Source organism: Stenotrophomonas sp. C3(2023) (assembly GCF_032911385.1).
Taxonomy (GTDB): domain Bacteria; phylum Pseudomonadota; class Gammaproteobacteria; order Xanthomonadales; family Xanthomonadaceae; genus Stenotrophomonas.
Genome location: NZ_JAWJLO010000001.1, coordinates 2016913 through 2040139, shown reverse-complemented (window position 1 = coordinate 2040139; position 23227 = coordinate 2016913). Strand labels below are relative to the sequence as shown.

The window sequence follows — 23227 nt, the reverse complement described above, 5'->3', positions numbered from 1 at the left end:
CGGCGCCGTGCGCGGCGCGGCGCCGCTGCCGCATCACCAAGCATCCAGACGCCATTTCCTGATCGACAGCGTGCGATCACGTCCCCCAGACACGCTGTACTGACCTAGAGAAGACAATGCCCAAGCGCACTGACCTGAAAACCATCCTCATCATCGGTGCTGGCCCGATCGTCATCGGCCAGGCCTGTGAGTTCGATTACTCTGGCGCGCAGGCCTGCAAGGCGCTGCGCGACGAGGGGTACCGCGTGGTGCTGGTCAACAGCAATCCGGCCACCATCATGACCGACCCGGAGATGGCCGACGCCGTCTACATCGAGCCGATCAACTGGCAGACGGTCGAGAAGATCATCGCCAAGGAAAAGCCCGATGCGCTGCTGCCGACCATGGGCGGCCAGACCGCGCTGAACTGCGCGCTGGACCTGGCCGACAACGGGGTGCTGGAGAAGTACAACGTCGAACTGATCGGCGCCAAGCGCGAAGCCATCCGCATGGCCGAAGACCGCGAACTGTTCCGCGTGGCGATGAGCGAGATCGGCCTGGAATGTCCGTCGGCTGCGGTTGCCCACACGCTGGATGAGGCGCTGGAGATCCAGACCCGTGTGGGTTACCCGACCATCATCCGCCCAAGCTTCACCCTGGGCGGCAGCGGTGGTGGCATCGCCTACAACCGCGAAGAGCTGGTCGAGATCGTCAACCGTGGCCTTGAGCTGTCGCCGACCACCGAGGTGCTGGTGGAAGAATCGGTGCTGGGCTGGAAGGAATTCGAGATGGAAGTGGTCCGCGACACCGCGGACAACTGCATCATCGTGTGCTCCATCGAGAACCTGGACCCGATGGGCGTGCACACCGGTGACTCGATTACCGTGGCCCCGGCCCAGACCCTGACCGACAAGGAATACCAGCGCCTGCGCGATGCCTCCATCGCCGTGCTGCGCAAGATCGGCGTGGATACCGGCGGCTCGAACGTGCAGTTCGGCATCAACCCGGATACCGGTCGCGTGGTGGTGATCGAGATGAATCCGCGTGTGTCGCGCTCGTCGGCGCTGGCCTCCAAGGCGACCGGTTTCCCGATCGCCAAGGTGGCTGCGAAGCTCGCCGTCGGCTACACCCTGGACGAACTGAAGAACGAGATCACCGGCGGGCTGACCCCGGCCTCGTTCGAGCCGTCCATCGACTACGTGGTCACCAAGATCCCGCGCTTTGCGTTCGAGAAGTTCCCCGCCGCCGACGCGCGCCTGACCACCCAGATGAAGTCGGTGGGCGAAGTGATGGCCATGGGCCGCAGCTTCCAGGAGTCGATGCAGAAGGCGCTGCGCGGCCTGGAAACCGGCAAGGTCGGCTTTGACCCGACCGGCCTGGACCTTGCCAGCGAAGACGACCTGCAGACCCTGCGCCGCGAGCTCAAGGCGCCGGGTCCGGAGCGCCTGTTCTATGTGGCCGACGCATTCCGCGCCGGCATGAGCGTGGCCGACATCTTCGCACTGTCGTTCATCGACCCCTGGTTCCTGGATCAGATCGAAGAGATCATCGCTGCTGAAACCCGCGTTGCGGCCGAAGGCATCGATGCGCTGGATGCCGCGCGTCTGCGCCGGCTCAAGCGTGCAGGCTTCTCCGATGCACGTCTGGCGCAGCTTACCGGCACCAACGAAGCAGCCATCCGTGCGTTGCGCCGCGCGCACAAGGTGCGCCCGGTGTACAAGCGCGTCGACTCGTGCGCCGGCGAGTTCGCCACCGGCACCGCGTACCTGTACTCGACCTACGAGGACGAGTGCGAGGCGGCGCCGAGCAACCGTGACAAGATCATGATTCTCGGCGGCGGACCGAACCGGATCGGCCAGGGCATCGAGTTCGACTACTGCTGCGTGCACGCCGCTCTTGCCCTGCGCGAGGACGGTTACGAAACCATCATGGTCAACTGCAACCCGGAGACGGTCTCCACCGACTACGACACCTCCGACCGCCTGTACTTCGAGCCGCTGACGCTGGAAGACGTGCTGGAGATCGTCGAGCTGGAACAGCCCAAGGGCGTGATCGTGCAGTACGGCGGCCAGACCCCGCTGAAGCTGGCGCGTGCGCTGGAGGCCAACGGCGTGCCGGTGATCGGCACCAGTCCGGACTCCATCGACCTGGCCGAAGACCGCGAGCGCTTCCAGCAGCTGGTCGAAAAGCTGGGCCTGAAGCAGCCGCCGAACCGCATCGCCCGCAATGACCAGGAAGCCCTGCTGCTGGCCCGTGAGATCGGCTATCCGCTGGTGGTGCGCCCGAGCTACGTGCTGGGCGGCCGGGCAATGGAAATCGTCTACGGCGAGTCCGACCTGGCCCGCTACGTGCGCGACGCGGTCAAGGTGTCCAACGATTCACCGGTGTTGCTGGACCGCTTCCTCGACAACGCAGTCGAGTGCGATGTGGACATCATCGCCGATGCCCACGGCAACGTGCTGATCGGTGGCGTGATGGAGCACATCGAGGAGGCGGGTGTGCATTCCGGCGACTCCTCCTGCTCGCTGCCACCGTACTCGCTCTCTGCCGGAACCCAGGCCGAACTGCGGCGCCAGGTGGTCGAACTGGCCAAGGCGCTGAACGTGGTGGGCCTGATGAACACCCAGTTCGCGATCCAGGTGGGCGAAGACGGCAACGACATCGTCTACCTGCTGGAAGTGAACCCGCGTGCCTCGCGCACGGTGCCGTTCGTCTCCAAGGCCACCGGCATGCCGCTGGCCAAGATCGCTGCACGCTGCATGGCCGGCAAGAGTCTGGCCGAGCAGGGCGCGACCAGGGAGATCGTGCCTGACTACTACTCGGTGAAGGAAGCGATCTTCCCGTTCGCCAAGTTCCAGGGCGTGGACCCGATCCTCGGGCCGGAGATGCGCTCCACCGGCGAGGTGATGGGCGTGGGCCGCAGCTTCAGCGCTGCCTTCGCGCGTGCGCAGGAAGCCGGCGGCATCAAGGCGCCGCCGCTGGGCAAGGCCTTCGTATCGGTGCGTGACCCGGACAAGCAGCGTGTGCTGCCCGTAGCCAAGGCGCTGCTGGAGCGCGGCTACAGCCTGGTCGCCACCCGCGGCACCGCTGCGTGGCTGCAGCAGCACGGCATGGACTGCGAGATCGTCAACAAGGTCGTTGAAGGTCGTCCGCACATTGTCGACTCGATCAAGAACGGGGAGATCGTCTACATCGTCAACACGACCGAAGGCCGTGCAGCGATCAATGACTCGTTCTCGATCCGTCGCGAGGCGTTGCAGCACCGCGTCACTTATTCGACCACCATTGCCGGCGCCAAGGCGCTGGTGCAGTCGCTGGAATTCCGTGGCACCGGCCCGGTCTGGTCGCTGCAGGAACTGCACAAGGAATTGGACGCATGAGAGCTCCCATCACGATGAAGGGCGCACAGCGCCTGCGCGACGAGCTGGACCACCTGAAGTCGGTCAAGCGCCCCAAGGTCATTGCCGCCATCGCCGAAGCGCGCGAGCACGGCGACCTGAAGGAGAACGCCGAGTACCACGCCGCGCGCGAGGAACAGGGGTTCATCGAGGGCCGCATCAAGCAGCTGGAAGGCGAGCTGTCGCATGCCGAGATCATCGATGTGAGCAAGCTCAATGCCGGCTCCAAGGTGGTGTTCGGTGCCAGCGTGACGCTGGCCGACGTGGAAACCGACGAGGAAAAGAAGTACCAGATCGTTGGCGACCTGGAGGCGGACATCAAGCTCGGCCTGATCGCCATCTCCTCACCAGTCGCGCGGGCGATGATCGGCAAGCTGGAAGGTGATTCGATCGTGATCGACGCACCCGCCGGCCAGCGCGAGTACGAGATCGTCAGCGTCCAGTACGACGTCTGACGATGGCCACGGCAACCCTGCTGTTGCCTGCCCGCAGCCGCCTCGGCGCGGCTGCGTTGTCCGAGCCGGTGGCGCGCGCGCTCGGTCGTGCGCGCTTCAGCATGCACGCCGAGGGCGAGCATGCGCAGCTGAAGCGGCATTTCCAGCTGGCAGGCGATGTCTGGCCGGTAGCGGCGTTGACCCGGCAGATGGATGTCGGCGATGCCGGCCGTGACCTCTGGCTGCGTGCCGACCCGGCACGGGTGGTGCCGGACATGCACGGCGCGCGGCTGATGGGTTTTGGCGAGACGCTGGGGCTGGACGAGACGGACGCGCAGGCCCTGCTGCCTGCGCTGCAACCGGTGTTCGCCGAACACGGCCTGCAGTTCGACGCACCCACGCCCACGCGCTGGTACCTGCGCGTCCCTGAGGCCCTGCCGCTGCCGGTGTTCGTTGCACCGGAGGCGGTGCTCGGCGATGACCTGTTCGACCACCTCCCGGCGGGCGAGCCCGGACGTCGCTGGCGCGCCTTGCTGAGCGAGACCCAGGTGGTGCTGCATACCCATCCGTGGAACGCCGAGCGCGCCGCGCAGGGGCGGACGGCAATCAATACGCTGTGGTTCTGGGGCGGCGGCGTCCTGCCCGACGCGGTGCGCACATCGCACGCGCAGATCCGCAGCCGCGACGCGCTGCTGCGCGCTCTGGCCCTGGCCGCCGGTGTGCAGGTCGACGGCGAGCAGACGGTCGATGCGCTGGTTGACCTGCGCCAGTTGCGCTCGATGCAGCAGCTGGGGGACGAGGCCATTGCGCCGCTGCTGCAGGCGGTGCGCCGCGCTGAACTTGACCAGCTGGTGCTGGATTTCGAGGACGGCGCGCATTTTGTGATTGCCGCTGCGCAGCGCTGGCAGTTCTGGAAGAAGCCGCGGCAATTGCACGACACTTGATCCACGGCGCCGTCGTGTGGGGCGTTATCATGGCTGCTTGTTCTTGAACCGGCGTTGCCGATGTCTCCTGCCGCCGCTGCTGTCCTGCCCGGGACTGGCACCGACACCTTGCTGATCCGTCGCCGTGACCCGGTCGCCTGGCGCGACTGGCCTGCTGACACCCTGCCATTGCTGGCGCGGCTGTACGCCGCGCGCGGCGCCGACACGCCATCGCTCGCGCTGCCGCGGTTGGGCAACCTGCATGCGCCCGACCTGATGGGCGGCATGCAGACCGCGGTGGAGTTGCTGGCTGCTGCCATTGCCGGCAACAAGCGCATCCTGGTCGTGGGCGACTTCGACTGCGATGGCGCGACTGCCTGTGCGGTGGGCGTGCGCGGTCTGCGCATGCTGGGCGCGACCGACGTGGTGCACGCGGTGCCCAACCGCATGGTCCACGGCTACGGCCTGTCGCCCTCGCTGGTGGCCGAACTCGCTCCGCTGCAGCCCCATCTGCTGGTGACCGTCGATCACGGCATTGCGTGCCATGCCGGTGTGGCGGCAGCCAAGGCGGCCGGCTGGCAGGTGCTGGTGACCGATCACCATCTTCCCGGGCCGCAGTTGCCGCCGGCCGATGCCATCGTCGACCCCAACCTGGAAGGCGACGCGTTTCCCAGCAAGTCTCTGGCCGGCGTTGGCGTGATCTTTTACGTGCTGATGGCGCTGCGCCGCCACCTGCGCGAGGCCGGCGCGTTTGCTGACGGCAAGGGGCCGGATCTTACCGTGCTGCTGGACCTGGTTGCTGTCGGGACCGTGGCCGATCTTGTTGGGCTGGACGCCAACAACCGCGCTCTGGTCACCGCCGGCTTGCGCAGGCTGCGCGCGGGGCAGGGCTGTGTGGGGCTCAACGCACTGATCGAGGCCAGCGGGCGTGATGCCCGGCGACTGACCTCCACCGACATCGGCTTTGCCCTCGGGCCGCGCCTCAACGCTGCCGGGCGGCTGGAAGACATGGCGCTGGGCATCGCGTTGCTGCTGACCGACGAGCCGCGTCAGGCCAGAGAGATCGCGCAGACGCTGGAGCAGATCAACGCCGAGCGCCGCGCGGTGCAGCAATCGATGACCGATGACGCCGAACAGGCGGTGGCCAGGGTCGTGCTCGGCGGCGAGGGGGCGCGACCGGTGGCGGCCTGCCTGTTTGACGCGCAGTGGCATCCGGGGGTGGTCGGGTTGGTCGCCTCGAAAATGAAGGATCGGCTGCATCGACCGGTTGTCGCGTTTGCGCCATCCGAACCCGGCGGCGTGTCGCTGCGCGGCTCGGCGCGCTCGATTGCCGGGCTGCATATCCGTGACGCCCTGGCATTGGTTGATGCGCGGCATCCGGGGTTGATCGAGCGGTTTGGCGGCCATGCGATGGCGGCTGGCCTCAGTCTGCCATTGGACTCACTGGCCGCATTCGAAGCGGCGTTCGTCGAAGCGGTACAGATGCTGCTCGATCCGGCCGCGCTGCAGCAGCAGGTGATCAGTGATGGCGAGCTGGGCGTTGATGAGTTCGACCATCGCCACGCCGACGCGTTGCGACTGGCTGGTCCCTGGGGGCAGGGCTTCCCCGAGCCCCTGTTTGACGGTCATTTCGAGGTGAGCAACTGGCGCGTGTTGAAGGAACGGCATCTCAAGCTGGAGCTGCGCCATCCCGGGCTGGCGGGCACACTCAGCGCCATCCACTTCGGCGGCTGGCACGGCAACGCCCCGCCGCGTCATGTGCATCTGGCCTATCGCCTGGCCTGCGACGACTACCGTGGCGGGCAGGCCATCCAGCTCATCGTCGAGCATTGCCTGCCGGCCTGATCGTCGCGCTTCGGCCCGTAGCGCCGTGCGCTGTCGTAGCGCCGGGCTCTGCCCGGCGAGCGCGCAGCGCAAGGGTCACCGCGATCTGTATGAAGAGCAGCCGACCGTGGGGTCGGCGCTACACGAGCGCTTCGCGCGGGCACGCGATGCCGGGTTCGTCGGTGGAGCCGACCCGATGGTCGGCTCGCGCGCGCAGCGCGGTGGTTCGCCATGACTGTCCGAATATCGGCCGAAGATGGGGCCGGCTCTACGGCCGGCGCATGCGCAGCCCGAACAGGGGGCGCAGCCAGCGCACGCGGCGGATCAGCAGTTCGTGGATCACCAGGCAGCCGGCCACCGTCCCCAGCAGCACCAGCGCCGGCTCCACCCACGGACCGAGTTGCAGCGGCTTGAGCCAGAACAGCAGGGCGATGAGCAGGCTCTGGTGCAGGATGTACCACGGGTAGACCGCCTCGGTGCAGTAGGGCAGCCAGCGGAACGGCCGGTTCAACGCCACCTGTGCCCAGCCCAGCAGGGTCAGCAGAGCGGCCCACAGGTAGAGGCTCTGGCTCAGTCGCGACTGGAAATCCCAGAAACCCTCGGGCAGCGTACGCAGGTAGGCATCGGGCGGCAGCACCCGGCCCAGGATACGCAGCGTCATGTACCAGCCGATCGCCCCGAGTGCCCAGTACAGCGTCATCCGGCGCAGGGCCAGCACCTGCTGCCAGAAATGCGTGTCACGCCCAAGCAGATAGCCCAGCACGAACACCGTTCCGTACTTGGCATGCTGGTACCAGTCGCCCACCAGCGTGTTGGTGGAAGGAAAGCGAGGATCGAGCCAGCAGATCCAGACCAGGAGGAGCAGCGTCGGCATGCCCAGCAGCAGCCACGGCCGCGCACTGAATCCGGCCACGGCCCGACGCAGACCTGGTCGCGCGAGCAGGGGCATCAGCAGCGTCAGTATCAGCGTGTAGACCCAGATGTAGGCCAGGTACCACAGGTGGTTCCAGGTGATGCCGTAGGGGGCGCCGGCAAAGCTGCCCTCCGGCCAGGGGCGCACCTGCCAGTAGCGCAGCAGGAAGTGGCCAAAGCCGGGTGTTACGTAACCGTTGGTCACGCCTTCGCAGTAGGGCTGGATCGGCACCACCACGAACATGGCAAATACCAGCGGCAGCAACAGACGCCAGGTGCGCAGGGCAGCAAAGCGCAGCAGCAGGGCTTCCGGTCGCATCAGCGCGATGGCGATGCCGGAAATGAGAAACAACAGCGACATGCGCCATTTGTTCAGGAAGAGCATCGGCCACTGCAGCCATTCGGCGGTGTGTACGCTCTTGAGGTGGAAACCCCAATCGTCCACGTAGGCCATCGCCAGGTGGTAGAGGATCAGCAGAGCGAAGGCCAGTACGCGCAGGGCGTCCAGGTCGTGGCGGCGTTGCATGGGCGCATCCAGCGGGGAGGAACCACCACGGTGCGGTCTGCCTTCGATCGAACGCCAGCGGAAAGGGCCGGCCGGCGTGGTCGCAGTGACCAATGGCGGGCGTGCAGGGGCCAGTGGTAGCGCTATTCTGCGGTGGGTCGGCCAGTCTGGACGGCCCCCATACCCTGGAAGCTGCAATGCCCGATTCCCGTCCGCCGCGCTGGCGCGATGGCACCCACCTGCTGGTCTGGACCGCCATCCTGTCGCTGACCGCCACGATCAACGCACTGGTCGCGCTGATGGATGCGCATCGGCGCGGCTCCGGCATCGCGTTCTGGGAGCCGTTGATCTGGGAGTTCAGCAGCGTCGGCGCGCTGCTGCTGATCCTGCCCCTGCTGTGGTGGGGATGCCGGCGCTGGCCGCTGCATGCTGATACCTGGAAGCGCGTGCTGCCGTTTTACGTGCTGGCCAGTGTGGTCTGGTCGATGCTGCATGTGGTGGGCATGCTGCTGCTGCGGCACCTGGCCTATGCCGGGCTGGGACATGATTTCCACGACGATGCCGGCCTGGTCCAGCGCTTTGCTTATGAGTACCTGAAAGACGTGCAGACCTTTGCGCTGTTTGTGGTGCTGGAGCACCTGGCAAGCTGGTATGGGCGGCGGCAGCAGGGTGAGGCGCGCCTGCTGGCAGAACCGGACGAGGGGCCGGCGGTGGAACCGGTGGAACAGCCGGCGCATTTTCTGGTGCGCAAGCTGGGCAAGGAGTTCCTGGTGGCCACGGCTGATATCGAGTATGCGCAGGCCAGTGGCAACTACGTGAATCTTCGCGTGCGCGGGCACGATTACCCGTTGCGCATCACCATGGCTGTGCTGGAACAGCGGCTGGACCGGGAGCAGTTCCTGCGGCCACACCGCAGCTGGCTGGTGAGCCGGGCGCAGCTGCGCTCCATCGAACCGCTGGACGGCGGCGAGGCGGTCCTGCATATGGCCGACGGTGCGAAGGTCCCATGCAGCCGCCGGCAGTTGCCGCTGCTGCGGCAGGCGTTGTCGGCAACCTGAGCGGTAGAGCCGACCCGATGGTCGGCTCGCCGCGCGCAGCGCGGTGGGGTTGTTGCGATCTGTGCGAAGAGCAGCCGGGCAGAGCCCGGCTACAGGGATCAGCGGGCGTCGCGCTGGATCATGCTGTCGATGCGCGCGGCACGGGCTTCCGAGCCCGGGTGCGAGGACATCAGCCCACCTTCGCTGGACAGCTTGCGGAACATGCTGGCCAGCGCCTTCGGGTCGTAGTTGTGGCGCTTCATGAAGCCGTAGCCGTATTCGTCGGCCGCGCTCTCTTCCTTCTGCGAGAACTGCGCGTTGATGAAACCTTCGGCCAGTTCGCCGAGCTGGCTCTGGCTCAGCTGGGCCAGGTTGTCGTTGCCTGCGGCCGCCAGGCCGTCACGGCCGGCCGAGGCCAGCAGGGCGGTGCGCATCTTGGTCTTGCTGTGGCCCAGCTTGACGTGGCCGATCTCATGCCCGATCACGCCGCGGATCTCGTCATCGGTGGCCATGTCCATCAGGCCGGTGTAGACGCGGACGCAGCCATTGGCCATGGCCCAGGCGTTGACCTCGTCGGTGCGGTAGGCCTTGAAGTCCAGCGCCATGCCGTCTTCGTTGGCCAGGCCCTGGGTGATGCGGGCCAGACGCTGGGCGTAGGGGTCGTTGGCGGGAACAACCTGTTCCTTGCTGTCCATGTAGGCGCAACCCTGGCTGGCGGCTGCGGCGATCTCGGCGTCGGACAGGGTCAGCGCCTTGCCGGCCTTGAGGCCGGTGCTGGTCAGACCCTTGAGGTCGATGGCCGAGGCATTGGCGGCCAGCAGGCACGCCGACAGGCACAGGGCGGTACGCAGAATCGTCATTGAAGTGGTGCTCCTTGGGTGAGGGATGACCGCCGGCGTCCCCCTGTGTCCGCAGCGGCGGGGCGGAAGTCTAGCCGGAACCGACGTGAAGGGGGAGCGTGCGGCGCGCCTCGCCCCGTGGCGGCCGCTGCGCTATCATCTGCGGTCAATCTCGCACTGCATCAATGCCGACATGATGGAACTGAATCCTGTCCGCCAGCGCATCACCGATCTGACCGATCGTGTGGTGTCGCTCAGGGGGTATCTTTGACTACGACGCCAAGAAAGAGCGTCTTGAAGAAGTAACGCGGGAGCTGGAGAGCCCCGACGTCTGGAACAACCCCGAATACGCGCAGAACCTGGGTCGTGAGCGCGCCAGCCTGGACAAGACCGTGGGCGGCATCGCCTCGGTGCTGGAGGGGCTGGGCGATGCAACCGAACTGCTGGAACTGGCTGAGTCCGAGCAGGACGAAGAGACCGCGCAGGCGGTGGTGGCCGACCTGGACAGCTACCAGTCGCAGGTGGAGAAGCTGGAGTTCCAGCGGATGTTCTCCGGCGAACTGGATACGGCCAACGCCTTCGTCGATATCCAGGCCGGCGCCGGTGGCACCGAGGCCCAGGACTGGGCGGAAATCCTGCTGCGCATGTACCTGCGCTGGTGCGAGTCGCGTGGTTGGAAAACCGAGCTCATGGAAGTTTCCGGCGGCGACGTGGCCGGCATCAAGTCCGCTACGGTACGGGTGGAAGGTGACTATGCCTATGGCTGGCTGAAGACCGAGATCGGCGTGCACCGTCTGGTGCGCAAGTCGCCGTTCGACTCGGACAACCGCCGGCATACCAGTTTCACCTCGGTGTTCGTGTCGCCGGAAGTGGACGACAACATCGAGATCGACATCAACCCGGCCGATCTGCGTACCGACGTGTACCGTTCTTCCGGTGCCGGTGGTCAGCACGTCAACAAGACCGAGTCGGCGGTGCGCATCACGCATATTCCGACGAACACGGTTGTGGCCTGCCAGACCGGCCGCAGCCAGCACCAGAACCGCGACAACGCGATGAAGATGCTGGCCGCCAAGCTGTACGAGCTGGAGATCCAGAAGCGCAACGCCGAGAAGGACGCGCTGGAAGCCACCAAGTCCGACATCGGCTGGGGCAGCCAGATCCGCAACTACGTGCTCGACCAGAGCCGGATCAAGGACCTGCGCACCGGTATCGAGCGCTCGGACACCCAGAAGGTGCTCGACGGCGACCTGGACGAGTTCGTCGAGGCCAGCCTCAAGGCCGGCCTGGCTGCTGGTTCCAAACGCAGCGACGCCTGAGCCTGCGGGTCATCGGCCGATGACCCGCCCGGTGGCCGTTCGCGGCCACTCCCGGCCCGTCGTATGCTCGGCGGGCCGTTTCCTGCACCACGCCCCCTTTCAAAGAACAGACCGACCACGCCATGAACGAGCAGACCGCCGCGCCGCAGCCCCCCGTCGACGAGAACAGCCTCATCGCCGAGCGTCGCGCGAAACTGACCGCGCTGCGCCAGCAGGGAATCGCCTACCCGAATGATTTCCGCCGCGCCGACTATGCCGGTGCGCTGCAGGCGGAGTATGCCGATACCGAGGCGTGGACCGCCGAAGCGCTGGAAGCCGGAGATCGTCAGGTCAAGCTGGCCGGGCGGCTCATGGCCAAGCGGGTGATGGGCAAGGCCAGCTTCGCGCAGATCCAGGACGAGTCCGGCCGCGTGCAGCTGTTCCTGCAGGGCAACACGCTGGGTGATGCCTATACCGCCTTCAAGGGCTGGGATGTGGGCGACATCATCGGTGTTGAAGGCGGGCTGACCCGCACCCGGACCGGCGAGCTGTCGATCAAGGCCACTTCGATCCGGCTGCTGACCAAGTCGCTGCGCCCGCTGCCGGACAAATGGCACGGCCTGGCCGATGTGGAGCAGCGCTACCGCCAGCGCTATGTCGACCTGATCGTGACCCCGGAATCGCGCGATGTCTTCATCAAGCGCTCGCGCATCATCCGCGCCATGCGCGCCTGGCTGGACAATCGTGACTTCCTGGAAGTGGAGACGCCGATGATGCATTACATCCCCGGCGGTGCCACGGCCAAGCCGTTCACTACCCACCACAACGCGCTGGATCTGGACCTGTACCTGCGCGTGGCGCCGGAGCTGTACCTCAAGCGTCTGGTAGTGGGCGGGCTGGAGCGCGTCTACGAGATCAACCGCAATTTCCGCAACGAAGGCGTCAGCACACGGCACAACCCGGAGTTCACCATGATGGAGTTGTACGAGGCCTATGCCACGTACACCGAAGTGATGGATCTGACCGAAGAGGTGATCCGCCACGTGGCCAGCACCGTGCTGGGTACCACGACGGTGGAGTGGGATGGCGCCACCATCGACCTGGGCGCACCGTTCCGCCGCTGGCGCATGGACGAGGCGGTGCGACACCACAATCCGGACATCTCGGTGGCCGACTGCACTGACCGCGAGGCACTGCTGCGCCATTGCGAGCGCCTGAAGATCCGCGTCAAGCCGTCCTACGGCTGGGGCAAGCTGCTGCTGGAGATCTTCGAAGCCACGGTCGAGCACACACTGGTGCAGCCGACGTTCATCACCGACCATCCGGTCGAGGTCTCGCCGCTGGCCCGGGCCAGCGACAACGAGCCGGGCTACACCGATCGTTTCGAGCTGTTCATCAACGGCAAGGAACTGGCCAACGGATTCTCTGAGTTGAACGACCCGGAAGACCAGGCCCAGCGGTTCCAGGCCCAGGTGACGGCCAAGGAAGGCGGCGATGATGAGGCGATGCACTTTGACGCCGATTACATCCGTGCGCTGGAGTACGGAATGGCGCCGACCGGAGGCCTTGGCATCGGCATTGACCGCCTGGTCATGCTGCTCACCGGCAGCAGTTCGATCCGCGACGTGTTGCTGTTCCCGTACATGCGTCCCCAGCAGTAACAGGGTAACGGGGCGCTCCCGTCATGGTCGTACCGTTGACTCCCGATGGCGCTGGAGTATGGTTATCCATGCTGCTTTGACAGCGTTTATGGCCCGTTCCCGAAGGGGCGGGCAGGAAGCAGCACAGCGATCGACAGGCCAAATTGTGATGCCGATCATGATCCGTGACGCTGATAGCGGGAGGCGGGCTGATGCAGGGTGCGAGCATGCAGGGGGGCGGGTTATCCTCGCCTGCCCTGATTCCGGGGTGGACGAACAAGCAAGCGGAAGCAGCGTTGAATATTGTCATCGTCGATGACCAGACCTCTGCGAGGACCATGCTGCGCCATGTCATCGAGGACATCGCGCCGGAACTGAGTGTGCATGACTACGGCGACCCGCTGGCCGCGCTGGCCTGGTGCGAGGCCAACGCCGTGGACCTGCTGCTCCTGGACTACCGCATGCCGGAAATGGATGGGCTGGAGTTTGCCCGCCGCTTCCGCCGGCTGCCCAAGCACCGCGACATCCCGGTCATCCTGGTGACGGTGGTGGGCGATGAGCCGATCCGCCAGGCAGCACTGGAAGCGGGCGTCATCGATTTTCTGGTCAAGCCGATCCGCCCACGCGAGCTGCGCGCCCGCTGCTACAACCTGCTGCAGCTGCGGCAGCAGTCGGAAACGGTGAAACAACGCGCACTTTCGCTGGAGCAGCGGCTGCTGGCCAGCATGCATGAGGTGGAGGAGCGCGAACGCGAGACGCTGTCACGGCTGGCGCGGGCCATCGAGTTCCGTGACGCCGGCACCAGTGCCTACCTCGAGCGCATGGCCCGCGTGGCCGGCCTCATCGCCGAGCAGCTGGGCCTGCCGGAAGAGGAAGCGCGCCTGATCGAAGCCGCCGCGCCGCTGCACGACATGGGCAAGATCGCCATTCCCGATGCGGTGCTGCTCAAGCAGGGCAAGCTCAGTGAAGAGGAGCAGGCGATCATGCGCCGTCATCCACGGATCGGCCACGAGCTGCTCAGCGGAAGCCAGAACCGCTTCATCCAGATTGGTGCGCTGATCGCGTTGCGCCACCATGAGCGCTACGACGGTAGCGGCTACCCGGATGGGCTGGTCGGCGATGCGATCCCGCTCGAAGCGCGGATAGTCGCGGTGGCCGATGTGTTCGATGCGCTCATTTCGCCGCGGCCCTACAAGGAAGCGTGGACCGTGGATGCCTCGCTTGCTTATCTCTACGCCCAGCGCAACCGCTTGTTCGACCCGCGGGTGGTCGATGCGCTGCTGCGTGGCCGTTCGCAGCTCGAGCAGATCTGCGCGGAGCACTCGACAGCGTCGGCGCGCCCCGGGCAATGAACACCGCCGCGCTGACCGGTGCGCTGCGCCGCCGTCTGGGTCATCGCCCGGACAGCGAGCATGGCCAGCAGATCGTGCGCATCGTGCTGATCAGCCTGATCCTGGCCTATGTGCTGCTGCCGGGGGTGCGCGACGAGCTGCCCTACCACCAGTACAACGGCGTGCTGGCGATCGTGCTCACCGGGCTGGGGCTCTCGCTGCTGGCCTTCGTGTGGCTGCTGCTGCTGCCGCAGCGTTCGGACCCGCGCCGGATTTTGGGCATGCTGGCCGACTACGGCCTGATCGCCGCAGGCATGATCCAGATGGGAGAGCCGCTGGCCTGGGTCTACATCGTGGTGATGTGGGTGACCGTGGGCAACGGCCTGCGGTTTGGCAACAACTATCTGTACCTGGCCGTGGCGATGGCCATGGTCAGCTTCGGCTGCACGGTGATGTACACCCCGTACTGGCAGATCAACGGCAACCTCGCCCTGGGGCTCTGGCTGGGTCTGGCCGCCGTGCCGCTGTATTTCTCGACCCTGCTGCGGCAGCTGACCGCCGCGATGGACGAGGCGCGGCGTGCCAGCGAAGCCAAGAGCCGTTTCCTGGCCAACATGAGCCATGAGTTCCGCACCCCTCTCAATGGTCTGGCCGGGATGACCGAGGTGCTGGCCACCACGCGCCTGGACGACGAGCAGCGCGAATGCCTCAACACGATCCAGGCGTCTTCGCGCAGCCTGCTGGCGCTGGTGGAGGAGGTGCTGGACATCTCGGCCATCGAAGCGGGCAAGCTGCGGGTGGCGGCCGAGGACTTCGCCCTGGTCGACGTGATGCAGGCCATCGGCCTGATCCTACTGCCGCAGGCCAAGGCCAAGCGGCTGGACTACCGCGTCCATGTGGCGCCGGAAGTGCCGCCGCGCCTGCGCGGTGATGTCGGGCACCTGCGGCAGATTCTGCTCAATCTGGCCGGCAACGCGGTGAAATTCACCGACAACGGCAGCGTCGAGGTGCGCGTGGGCGTGGTCCAGGCCGATGTCTCCGGCGCGGTGCGGTTGCGGTTTGACATCATCGACACCGGTATCGGCGTGCCGCAGACCATGCGCGGACGGTTGTTCGAAGCCTTTGAACAGGCCGATGTCAGCATGGCCCGGCGCCATGAGGGAACTGGTCTGGGCACCACGATTGCCAAGGGCCTGGTCGAGGCGATGGGTGGGGTCATCGGGCACGAGGACAACCCGCCGCAGGGCAGCCGGTTCTGGGTCGAGCTGCCGTTCCTGCCGCCGCGTCCGGTACTGGTCACGCCGGTTCCGGCGCTGGCAGGAGAGACCGCCAGCGCGGAGACAGGCAATGTGATTGCCTTTGCCGACCCGTTCCTGCGTCATCGCGCCCGCGTGCGCAGCCTCAATATCCTGGTGGCCGACGATCACGAAGCCAACCGCATGGTGCTGCAGCGGCTGCTGCAGAAGGCCGGTCATCGCGCGATGTGCGTGGACGGCGGCGAAGCGGTGCTTGATGCCTTGGCCGAGACCGACTTTGACGCAGCCATCGTGGATCTGCACATGCCGGGCATGAGCGGGCTCGACATGCTCAAGCAGCTGCGGGTGATGCAGGCCGGTGGCGGCCCGCGTACGCCGGTGCTGGTCCTCAGTGCCGACGTCACACCCGAGGCCATCCAACGCTGCACACAGGCCGGCGCTTACGCGTTCATGGCCAAGCCCGTGGTGGCTGTCCGTCTGCTCGATACGCTGGCCGAGGTCGCCGGCAACCGCGACCTGAAGGCGGTGGCACCCACGCCCAGAACCGCCACACGTCTGGATGGCGTGCTCGATTCAAGGGTGCTGGACGAACTGGCGTCGCTGGGCATGGGGGAGGGCTTTGAGCGTGAGTTCATCCGGCAGTGCCTGGACGATGCCGCGACCTGTCTGCGCGAGGCTGGCAGCGCCGGAGAGAGCGCGCAGTGGGACAAGGTCCGCGACCATGCCCACGCCATCAAGGGCGTGGCCAGCAACCTTGGCCTGGAACGCGTTGCCAACCGCGCCGGTGAGCTGATGCGCATGGCCGACTGGCAGCTCAAGGCCGAGTGGCGACAGCGGATGTCGGTGCTGGCCGACACGCTGAAGGAAGGTCGCCAGGCGCTCGATGCGCGCGCCCAGCGCAAGGCGCGCAGCCAGATGGACGATGTGTAGGGCGAGGGCAGAAGCGTGACGACCTACGGTCGTCAGCTGCCCCGCGGAAGAGCCCGGAGATACTCCGGGCTTGGTCTCCGTGGGGGGAGGTCCGCTCAGGCAGCATCCAGGCCCGCGCGGCGGGTCTGCGCCTTGATCAGGCGATCCATGGTCCGCAGCGACCGGTCACCCAGCGCAAGCGCCGAGTCGACCCACAGCTTGGTGATTTCCAGAAGTTCGTCGTAGCTCACCGCCTGCGCCAGATTGCGCGCAGCGTTCATCGCCAGGTAGGAATGCGGAATGCGCTGGTGCTGGCGGATCAGGTCCTCGACCGCCTTGCGGCCTTCGCCCTTCTTCACCAGCACATCGACCACGCCCAGCGCGTGCATTTCCTGTGCGGAGTACACCTGACCGTCCAGGATGATCTTCTCGGCCACCTGCGGGGCCACGCGGCGGCACAGGAACGAGTACGCGCCCATGCCGGGGAACAGGCCGAACAGCACCTCGGGCAGCCCCATCCCGGCATCCTCCTCGGCCACGATGGTGTGGCAGGCCAAGGCCATCTCCAGCCCACCGCCCAGCGCGTCGCCCTGGATCAGCGCGATCGAGCGTACGTCGCCGCCGAAGCCGGTGTGGAGATGATGCACGCCTTCAACACAGCGCTGCGCGTAGGCCAGCAGACGATCCCGGTTGCCTTCGCGGATCAGCCGGGTGAACAGATCCAGATCGCCGCCGAGGTTGTAGGCAGCGGCGTCGGAGGCCAGCACGAAGTGGCGCAGGCGACCGTCATGATGGGTGGATGGGCCACGGGTGATGGCGCTCATGTAGCTCCACATCTCATCGAGCATGTCCTTGCGGCAGCACGGGCGGATACCCGTGGCCGCATCGGCGTGCATGTACAGCCAGTGTGCTGCGCCGTCCGTGCTGTCCTCAGTACGGATGGTGGTGAACGGACGGGTGACGGGCAGCTTTTCAATAGTGCTCATGGCAGGTTCCTCAGCTGGGCTGGCCCGCGAGAGAGTCGGTGGTCGGCGGGCCGGACGGGTCCACACGCCGCGATGCTACACCGCCGTTCACCTGCACCGATGAAATCGACCTGCACAACAGAGCCTTACGCTCTATCGGAAAGTCAGAACGGAAAGAGCCGGCCTTTCGGCCGGCTCCTGATGCAGCGTGCGGCAGGGCACTGCTCAGCCCTGCGGCGGCGCGTCGCGCAGCTCGCGACGCAGGATCTTGCCCACGTTGGTCTTGGGCAGTTCCTTGCGGAACTCGACGATGCGCGGGTGCTTGTAACCGGTAAGGTTGGCGCGCGCATGCTCCTTGACCTGTTCTGCGGTCAGGTTCGGATCCTTCTTGACGATGACCACCTTGACCACTTCGCCTGAGCGCTCGTCGGGCACGCCGACCGCAGCCACCTCGAGCACGCCGGGCATCATCGCGATCACGTCTTCGACTTCGTTTGGATAAACGTTGAAGCCGGACACCAGGATCATGTCCTTCTTGCGGTCGACGATGTAGAAGTAGCCCTTCTCATCCATGCGCGCCATGTCGCCGGTATGCAGCCAGCCATCACTGTCGATCGCCTTGGCGGTCTCGTCCTGGCGCTGCCAGTAGCCCTTCATCACCTGCGGCCCGCGGATGCACAGCTCGCCGACTTCGCCCTGTGGCATCTCCTTGCCGTTGTCATCCTTGATGCAGGCGTCGGTGGAGGGGATGGGCAGGCCGATGGAACCGTTGTACTCCTCCAGCGTGAGCGGGTTGATGCAGGCCGCCGGCGAGGTCTCGGTCAGGCCGTAGGCCTCCACCAGGGTCACGCCGGTCACCTTCTTCCAGCGCTCGGCCACCGAACGCTGCACGGCCATGCCGCCGCCCAGGGTGACTTTCAGCGCGGAGAAATCGAGCTGGTCGAAGCCAGGGGTATTGAGCAGGCCGTTGAACAGCGTATTGACGCCGGTGATGGCAGTGAAGCGGGTCGCGCCGAGCTCCTTGACGAAACCCTTCATGTCGCGCGGATTGGTGATCAGATAATTACAGCCGCCGAATTTCATGAAGACCAGCCCGTTGGCCGTCAACGCGAAGATGTGGTACAGCGGCAGGGCGGTGATGATCACCTCCTTGCCCGGTTGGATGCCCGAGGCGCTGATCCACGCCGAGGCCTGCTGCATGTTGGCGATCAGGTTGCGGTGGGTGAGCATCGCGCCCTTGGCCACGCCGGTGGTGCCACCGGTGTACTGCAGGAAAGCGATGTCGTCGTGGTCGACTTCCACCTTGGGCAGGGTATGCGCGCTGCCAAGCTTCAGCGCCTGGCGGAAACGGATGGCACCCTTGAGATGGTAGTTGGGCACCATCTTCTTGATGTACTTGAGCACGAAGTTGATCACCACGCCCTTGGCGCCGAGCATGTCGCCCAGGCCGGTGGTGACCACGTGCTTGACCGACGTATCGGCGATGACCTGCTGCACGGTGTCGCCGAAGTTGTCCACCACTACCAGCACCGATACGCCAGCGTCGACCAGCTGGTGCTTGAGTTCGCGCGCGGTGTACAGCGGGTTGACGTTGACCACGGTCAGGCCGGCGCGCAGCACGCCGAAGGTAGCTACCGGGTACTGCAGGCAGTTGGGCATCATCAGGGCGACGCGGTCGCCTTTCTTCAGCTGCAGCTCGCCCAGAAGGTACGCAGCGAACTGCTCGACCAGCGCATCGGTCTGCCCGTAGGTGAGCTCCTTGCCGAAGCTGGAGTAGGCTGGCCGGTCACGGAAATTGGCCACGGAAGCATCGAAGACTGCAGATACCGAATGGAACTCGTCGACATCGATCTGCGCGGGTACGCCGTTCGGATAGCTCTGCAGCCAGGGTTGTTCCAGGCTCATATTTCCCCCTCCAGGAAACGGTGATGTTGGGTGCGGGGGCGCGATTGTCGCGCGGTTCCCGCCATCGAAGCATACCGGTACGGATGGAAAACGCGAAGGGCCCGCCCTTGGCCGGCCGGGCCCATCAACGCCGGAGCTGCAGAAAGGTGCCGGGCACGCCCGGCACCTGTGGCCGTCAGGCGCGGCGCGGCGGTGCGCCGTTGGCCTTGAAGTACGGCGCGGTGCTGCGCGGCAGCGGAGCACGGCCGCGAATCACATCGGCCAGCTTCTCGGCGATCATGATGGTCGGCGCGTTGAGGTTGCCGGTGACCACCTGCGGCATGATCGAGGCATCGATGACCCGCAGGCCTTCGAGCCCGTGTACGCGGCCGTGGTGATCGACCACCGCCATCGGATCAGCGGCGCTGCCCATCTTGTTGGTGCAGGACGGATGGTAGGCGGTCTCGGCATGCTCGCGCACGAAGGCGTCGATCTGCGCGTCGGTCTGCAGGTCCTTGCCCGGGGAGATCTCGCGCCCGCTGTAGGGGGCCAGCGCCGGCTGGGCGAAGATCTCACGGGTGATCCGGATCGCGGCGCGGAACTCACGCCAGTCCTGGTCGTGGGACATGTAATTGAACAGGATGCTCGGGTGCACGCGTGGGTCCTTCGAGCGCAGATGGACGCGGCCACGGCTGGGCGAGCGCATCGAACCGACGTGCATCTGGAAGCTGTGTTCCTTGATCGGGTTCGAGCCGTTGTAGTTGATCGCCACCGGCAGGAAGTGATACTGCAGATTCGGCCAGTCGAACTCGTCCTCGCTGCGGATGAAGCCGCCGGCCTCGAACTGGTTGCTGGCGCCGATGCCGGTGCCGGCAAACAGCCACTCCGCGCCGATGGCAGGCTGGTTGTAGAGCTTCAGCGCCGGAGCCAGTGACACCGGCTTCTTGCACTCGTACTGCAGGTACATCTCCAGGTGATCCTGCAGGTTGGCCCCCACGCCCGGCAGATCGTGCACTACCTCGATGTCCAGCCCACGCAGCAGGTCGGCAGGGCCAACGCCGGAGCGCTGCAGCACCTGCGGCGAGGCGATCGCGCCGCTGCACAGCAGCACTTCGCGGCGCGCGCGCGCCTGCTGCGACTGGTTGTGGTGCAGCCAGGCCACGCCGACGGCGCGGCGGCCGTCGAACAGGATGCGGTCGGTCAGCGCATGGGTGACGATGGTCAGGTTGGGACGCGGCCTGGCCAGGTCCAGATAGCCGCGCGCCGTGCTGGAACGGCGGCCACGCGGGGTCACGGTACGGTCCATCGGACCGAAGCCCTCCTGCTGGTAGCCGTTGAGGTCATCGGTGCGCGGATAGCCGGCCTGCACCCCGGCCTCGACCATCGCGGCAAACAGTTCATTGTTGCCTGCCTTCGGCGTGGTCACCCGCAGCGGGCCGTCACCGCCGTGGTAATCGTTGGGCCCGATGTCGCGCGTCTCGGCCTTGCGGAAATAGGGCAGGCAGTCGGCGTAGGTCCAGTCTTCCAGGCCGGGCATGCTGGCCCAGTTGTCGTAGTCCATCGCGTTGCCGCGGATATAGCACATGCCGTTGATCAGCGATGAGCCGCCCAGTCCTTTGCCACGGCCGCAGTCCATGCGACGGTTGTTCATATGCGGCTCGGGATCGGTCTTGTAGGCCCAGTTGTAACGCTTGCCCTGCAGCGGGTAGGCCAGAGCGGCCGGCATCTGGGTACGGAAATCCAGGCGGTAATCGGGGCCACCGGCTTCCAGCAGCAGCACGCGCACGTCGCTGTCTTCGGTCAGCCGGGTGGCCAGTACGTTGCCGGCCGAGCCGGCACCGATGATGATGTAGTCGTATTCGTCGATGGTGCTCATCGTGGTGTTCTCCGCGCCGGCGCGCCTTGGGCGGCGCCGGCTGTCATGGAAGGGGGGGGCAGGAAGGCGCTCAGAACACGCTGGCGTAGTCGCCCAGTTCGACCTGGACCGACTTGATGCGGGTGTAATGGGCGAGGGTGGAGATGCCGTTTTCACGGCCCACGCCGGACTGCTTGTAGCCGCCCACCGGCATCTCAGCGGGCGATTCACCCCAGGTGTTGATCCAGCAGATGCCCGCCTGCAGGCGGTGGATGATGCGGTGTGCCCGGTTGATGTCCGAGCTGACCACACCGGCGGCCAGACCGAAGTGGGTGTCGTTGGCGCGGCGAACCGCTTCGTCCTCATCGTCGTAGGCCAGGATGCTCATCACCGGCCCGAAGATCTCCTCGCGCACGATGGTCATATCGTCACGGCAGTCGCTGAAGACCGTCGGCAGCACGTAGGCGCCCTTGGCCAGCGCGCCGTCGCTGGCGCGCTCACCGCCCACCAGCAGACGTGCACCCTCGGCCTTGCCGCTTTCGATGTAGCGCAGCACGTTGTCCATGTGGCCAAAGCTGGTCAGCGGACCAAAATTGGTCTGCGCGTCCTGCGGGTCGCCGATACGGATGCGCTTGACGCGCTCGACCACCGCCGCTTCGAATGCGGACAGCAGCCTGCGCGGCACGAACACGCGCGTGCCGTTGGTGCAGACCTGCCCGGAACTGAAGAAGTTGGCCATCACCGCGATATCGGCGGCGCGCTGCAGATCGGCGTCGTCGCACACGATCAGCGGCGACTTGCCGCCCAGTTCCATCGTCACTTCCTTCAGCGACGAGGAAGCGGCCGAGGCCATGACCTTCTTGCCGGTTTCCACGCCGCCGGTGAAGGAGATCTTCTCGATCACCGGGTGTTCGGTCAGCCACTGGCCAACCTCACGGCCCGGGCCCTGCACGACGTTGAACACACCATCGGGCACGCCGGCTTCGGTATAGATCTCGGCCAGCTTGATCGCGGTCAGCGGCGTCACTTCCGAGGGCTTGAACACCATGGCGTTGCCTGCGGCGAGCGCGGGGGCGGACTTCCACAGCGCGATCTGGATCGGGTAGTTCCAGGCGCCGATACCGGCGACCACGCCCAGCGGCTCGCGGCGGGTGTAGAAGAAGCTGGACTCGCGCAAGGGCACCTGGTTGCCTTCGATCGCGGTGGCCAGGCCGGCGTAGTACTCCAGCACGTCGGCGCCGGTGACGATGTCCACCGTGGTGGTTTCGCTCAGGGCCTTGCCGGTGTCCAGGGTTTCCAGCTGGGCCAGAGCATCGTTGCGCTCACGCAGGATGTCCACGGCGCGGCGGAGGATGCGCGAGCGCTCCATGGCGGTCATCGCCGCCCAGACCTGCTGGCCCTTGCTGGCACTGTCCACCGCACTTTCAACGTCGGCCTGGCTGGCCACCTGGACCTGGGCGATTACTTCGCCCGTCGCCGGGTTAACGGTGTCGAAGGTCCGGCCGCTGGTGGCATCGACCCGGCGGCCGTGGATGTAGAGCTGCTGCACAGGCAGTGAGGTCATGACGTGCTCCTGTTGGAAGGGGGAAGGGGCGAAGGGGAGGGGAGAGGGATCGGTTGCACAGCGCTTATAGCGCGTTGTCGTGCAAGAGCGAGTCGACATACGCATAGGCGATCTGGCGCGCCTTGTCGGCGTTGAACTGCCCGCCGACCAGACTGCCGCGCAGCCACAGGCCGTCAATCAACGCGGCCAGACCACGGGCGGCGTGACGGGCCGGACCGTCGGCCAGCACGCGGCGGAACTGGTGGCATAGATTCGAATACAGGCGCTGGTCGTTGGCGCGCTGCAGTCGAGCCAGTTCGGGCTGATGCATGCTGGCGGCCCAGAAGGTCAGCCAGACCCGCATGGCGGTGCCGTTGGTCTGGCTTTCATCGAAATTGCCGTCGATGATCGCGCGCAGCTGCTGCTGCGGGGTGTCGCCGGCATGCTGGCGGTACTGGGCCACAGCGGCCTTCAGCTCACGCAGGATCTGGCGCATGGCTGCATTGAGCAGCCCATCCTTGTCGCCGAAGTAATGCGCGACGATGCCGGTGGACAGGCCTGCCTTGCGCGCGATGGTGGCGACCGTGGCGTCGGCCAGGCCGATCTCGTCGATGGTCTGGAAGGTCGCCCGGATCAACTGCTCGCGCCGGACCGGCTCTACGCCTTTTTTTGGCATTGTGCATCCTCATCGGGGG

At 66.1% G+C, this 23227-nt stretch carries 18 protein-coding genes; 11 read left to right on the top strand and 7 right to left on the bottom strand.

What is annotated here, in order from left to right:
- Positions 1-116 precede the first annotated feature (116 nt).
- From carB to RZA67_RS08930, 5 genes are read left to right on the top strand one after another with little or no spacing between them, the layout of a single operon-like run.
- Positions 117-3359, top strand: a complete 3243-nt coding sequence (gene carB / locus RZA67_RS08950) for a carbamoyl-phosphate synthase large subunit (protein ID WP_317212382.1) — start codon at positions 117-119, stop codon at positions 3357-3359.
- A complete protein-coding gene (greA, locus tag RZA67_RS08945; RefSeq protein WP_317212381.1) occupies positions 3356-3832 on the top strand; it encodes a transcription elongation factor GreA in 477 nt (158 codons plus the stop codon). Before carB ends, greA begins: the two co-directional genes overlap by 4 nt.
- A 2-nt stretch (positions 3833-3834) precedes the next feature.
- Complete coding sequence (locus RZA67_RS08940; RefSeq protein WP_317212380.1) at positions 3835-4755, top strand: phosphoglycerate mutase; 921 nt, start codon at positions 3835-3837, stop codon at positions 4753-4755.
- 60 nt (positions 4756-4815) lie between these two features.
- Positions 4816-6579 (top strand): single-stranded-DNA-specific exonuclease RecJ, encoded by a 1764-nt coding sequence (recJ, locus tag RZA67_RS08935; RefSeq protein ID WP_317212378.1) that lies wholly within the window; start codon positions 4816-4818, stop codon positions 6577-6579.
- A 25-nt stretch (positions 6580-6604) separates the two neighbouring features.
- Positions 6605-6793: a hypothetical protein gene (locus tag RZA67_RS08930; protein ID WP_317212377.1), complete on the top strand. Its 189-nt coding sequence runs from the start codon at positions 6605-6607 to the stop codon at positions 6791-6793.
- A 33-nt stretch (positions 6794-6826) separates the two neighbouring features.
- On the opposite strand, the gene RZA67_RS08925 is transcribed toward RZA67_RS08930, so the two are convergent.
- Entirely contained in the window at positions 6827-7996 is a 1170-nt protein-coding gene (locus RZA67_RS08925; RefSeq protein WP_317212375.1) for an acyltransferase family protein, read from the bottom strand.
- A 176-nt stretch (positions 7997-8172) separates the two neighbouring features.
- On the opposite strand from RZA67_RS08925, the gene RZA67_RS08920 reads away from it, so the two are divergent.
- Positions 8173-9033, top strand: a complete 861-nt coding sequence (locus tag RZA67_RS08920) for a LytTR family DNA-binding domain-containing protein (RefSeq protein ID WP_317212374.1) — start codon at positions 8173-8175, stop codon at positions 9031-9033.
- 98 nt (positions 9034-9131) lie between these two features.
- On the opposite strand, the gene RZA67_RS08915 is transcribed toward RZA67_RS08920, so the two are convergent.
- The gene (locus tag RZA67_RS08915; RefSeq protein WP_317212373.1) at positions 9132-9872 is read right to left on the bottom strand and encodes a M48 family metallopeptidase; all 741 of its coding nucleotides are present in this window, start codon (positions 9870-9872) and stop codon (positions 9132-9134) included.
- Between the two features lie 85 nt (positions 9873-9957).
- On the opposite strand from RZA67_RS08915, the gene RZA67_RS08910 reads away from it, so the two are divergent.
- The 5 genes from RZA67_RS08910 to RZA67_RS08890 all read left to right on the top strand — a co-directional run bounded on the left by RZA67_RS08910 (position 9958) and on the right by RZA67_RS08890 (position 16306).
- On the top strand, positions 9958-10122 hold the full coding sequence (locus RZA67_RS08910; protein ID WP_317214061.1) for a hypothetical protein: 165 nt from the start codon (positions 9958-9960) through the stop codon (positions 10120-10122).
- A protein-coding gene (gene prfB / locus RZA67_RS08905; RefSeq protein WP_317212371.1) for a peptide chain release factor 2 occupies positions 10045-11170 on the top strand; the annotation gives its coding sequence in 2 pieces (ribosomal slippage) (positions 10045-10119 and positions 10121-11170; 1125 coding nt in all). Before RZA67_RS08910 ends, prfB begins: the two co-directional genes overlap by 78 nt.
- 122 nt (positions 11171-11292) lie before the next feature.
- Positions 11293-12810, top strand: coding sequence for a lysine--tRNA ligase (gene lysS / locus RZA67_RS08900; protein WP_317212370.1), 1518 nt, complete (start codon positions 11293-11295; stop codon positions 12808-12810).
- 191 nt (positions 12811-13001) lie between these two features.
- The gene (locus RZA67_RS08895) at positions 13002-14141 is read left to right on the top strand and encodes a two-component system response regulator (protein WP_317212369.1); all 1140 of its coding nucleotides are present in this window, start codon (positions 13002-13004) and stop codon (positions 14139-14141) included.
- Entirely contained in the window at positions 14138-16306 is a 2169-nt protein-coding gene (locus tag RZA67_RS08890; protein ID WP_317212368.1) for an ATP-binding protein, read from the top strand. Before RZA67_RS08895 ends, RZA67_RS08890 begins: the two co-directional genes overlap by 4 nt.
- 95 nt (positions 16307-16401) lie before the next feature.
- Here RZA67_RS08890 and RZA67_RS08885 read toward each other — a convergent pair whose 3' ends face one another.
- The 5 genes from RZA67_RS08885 to betI form a co-directional block, all read right to left on the bottom strand.
- Positions 16402-17271: a crotonase/enoyl-CoA hydratase family protein gene (locus RZA67_RS08885; RefSeq protein WP_317212367.1), complete on the bottom strand. Its 870-nt coding sequence runs from the start codon at positions 17269-17271 to the stop codon at positions 16402-16404.
- A 204-nt stretch (positions 17272-17475) separates the two neighbouring features.
- Positions 17476-19155 (bottom strand): long-chain fatty acid--CoA ligase, encoded by a 1680-nt coding sequence (locus RZA67_RS08880; protein ID WP_317212366.1) that lies wholly within the window; start codon positions 19153-19155, stop codon positions 17476-17478.
- Between the two features lie 175 nt (positions 19156-19330).
- Entirely contained in the window at positions 19331-21010 is a 1680-nt protein-coding gene (gene betA / locus RZA67_RS08875) for a choline dehydrogenase (RefSeq protein WP_317212365.1), read from the bottom strand.
- Between the two features lie 70 nt (positions 21011-21080).
- On the bottom strand, positions 21081-22553 hold the full coding sequence (gene betB / locus RZA67_RS08870) for a betaine-aldehyde dehydrogenase (protein WP_317212364.1): 1473 nt from the start codon (positions 22551-22553) through the stop codon (positions 21081-21083).
- Between the two features lie 64 nt (positions 22554-22617).
- Positions 22618-23208 (bottom strand): transcriptional regulator BetI, encoded by a 591-nt coding sequence (gene betI / locus RZA67_RS08865; RefSeq protein ID WP_317212363.1) that lies wholly within the window; start codon positions 23206-23208, stop codon positions 22618-22620.
- Positions 23209-23227: the final 19 nt, after the last annotated feature.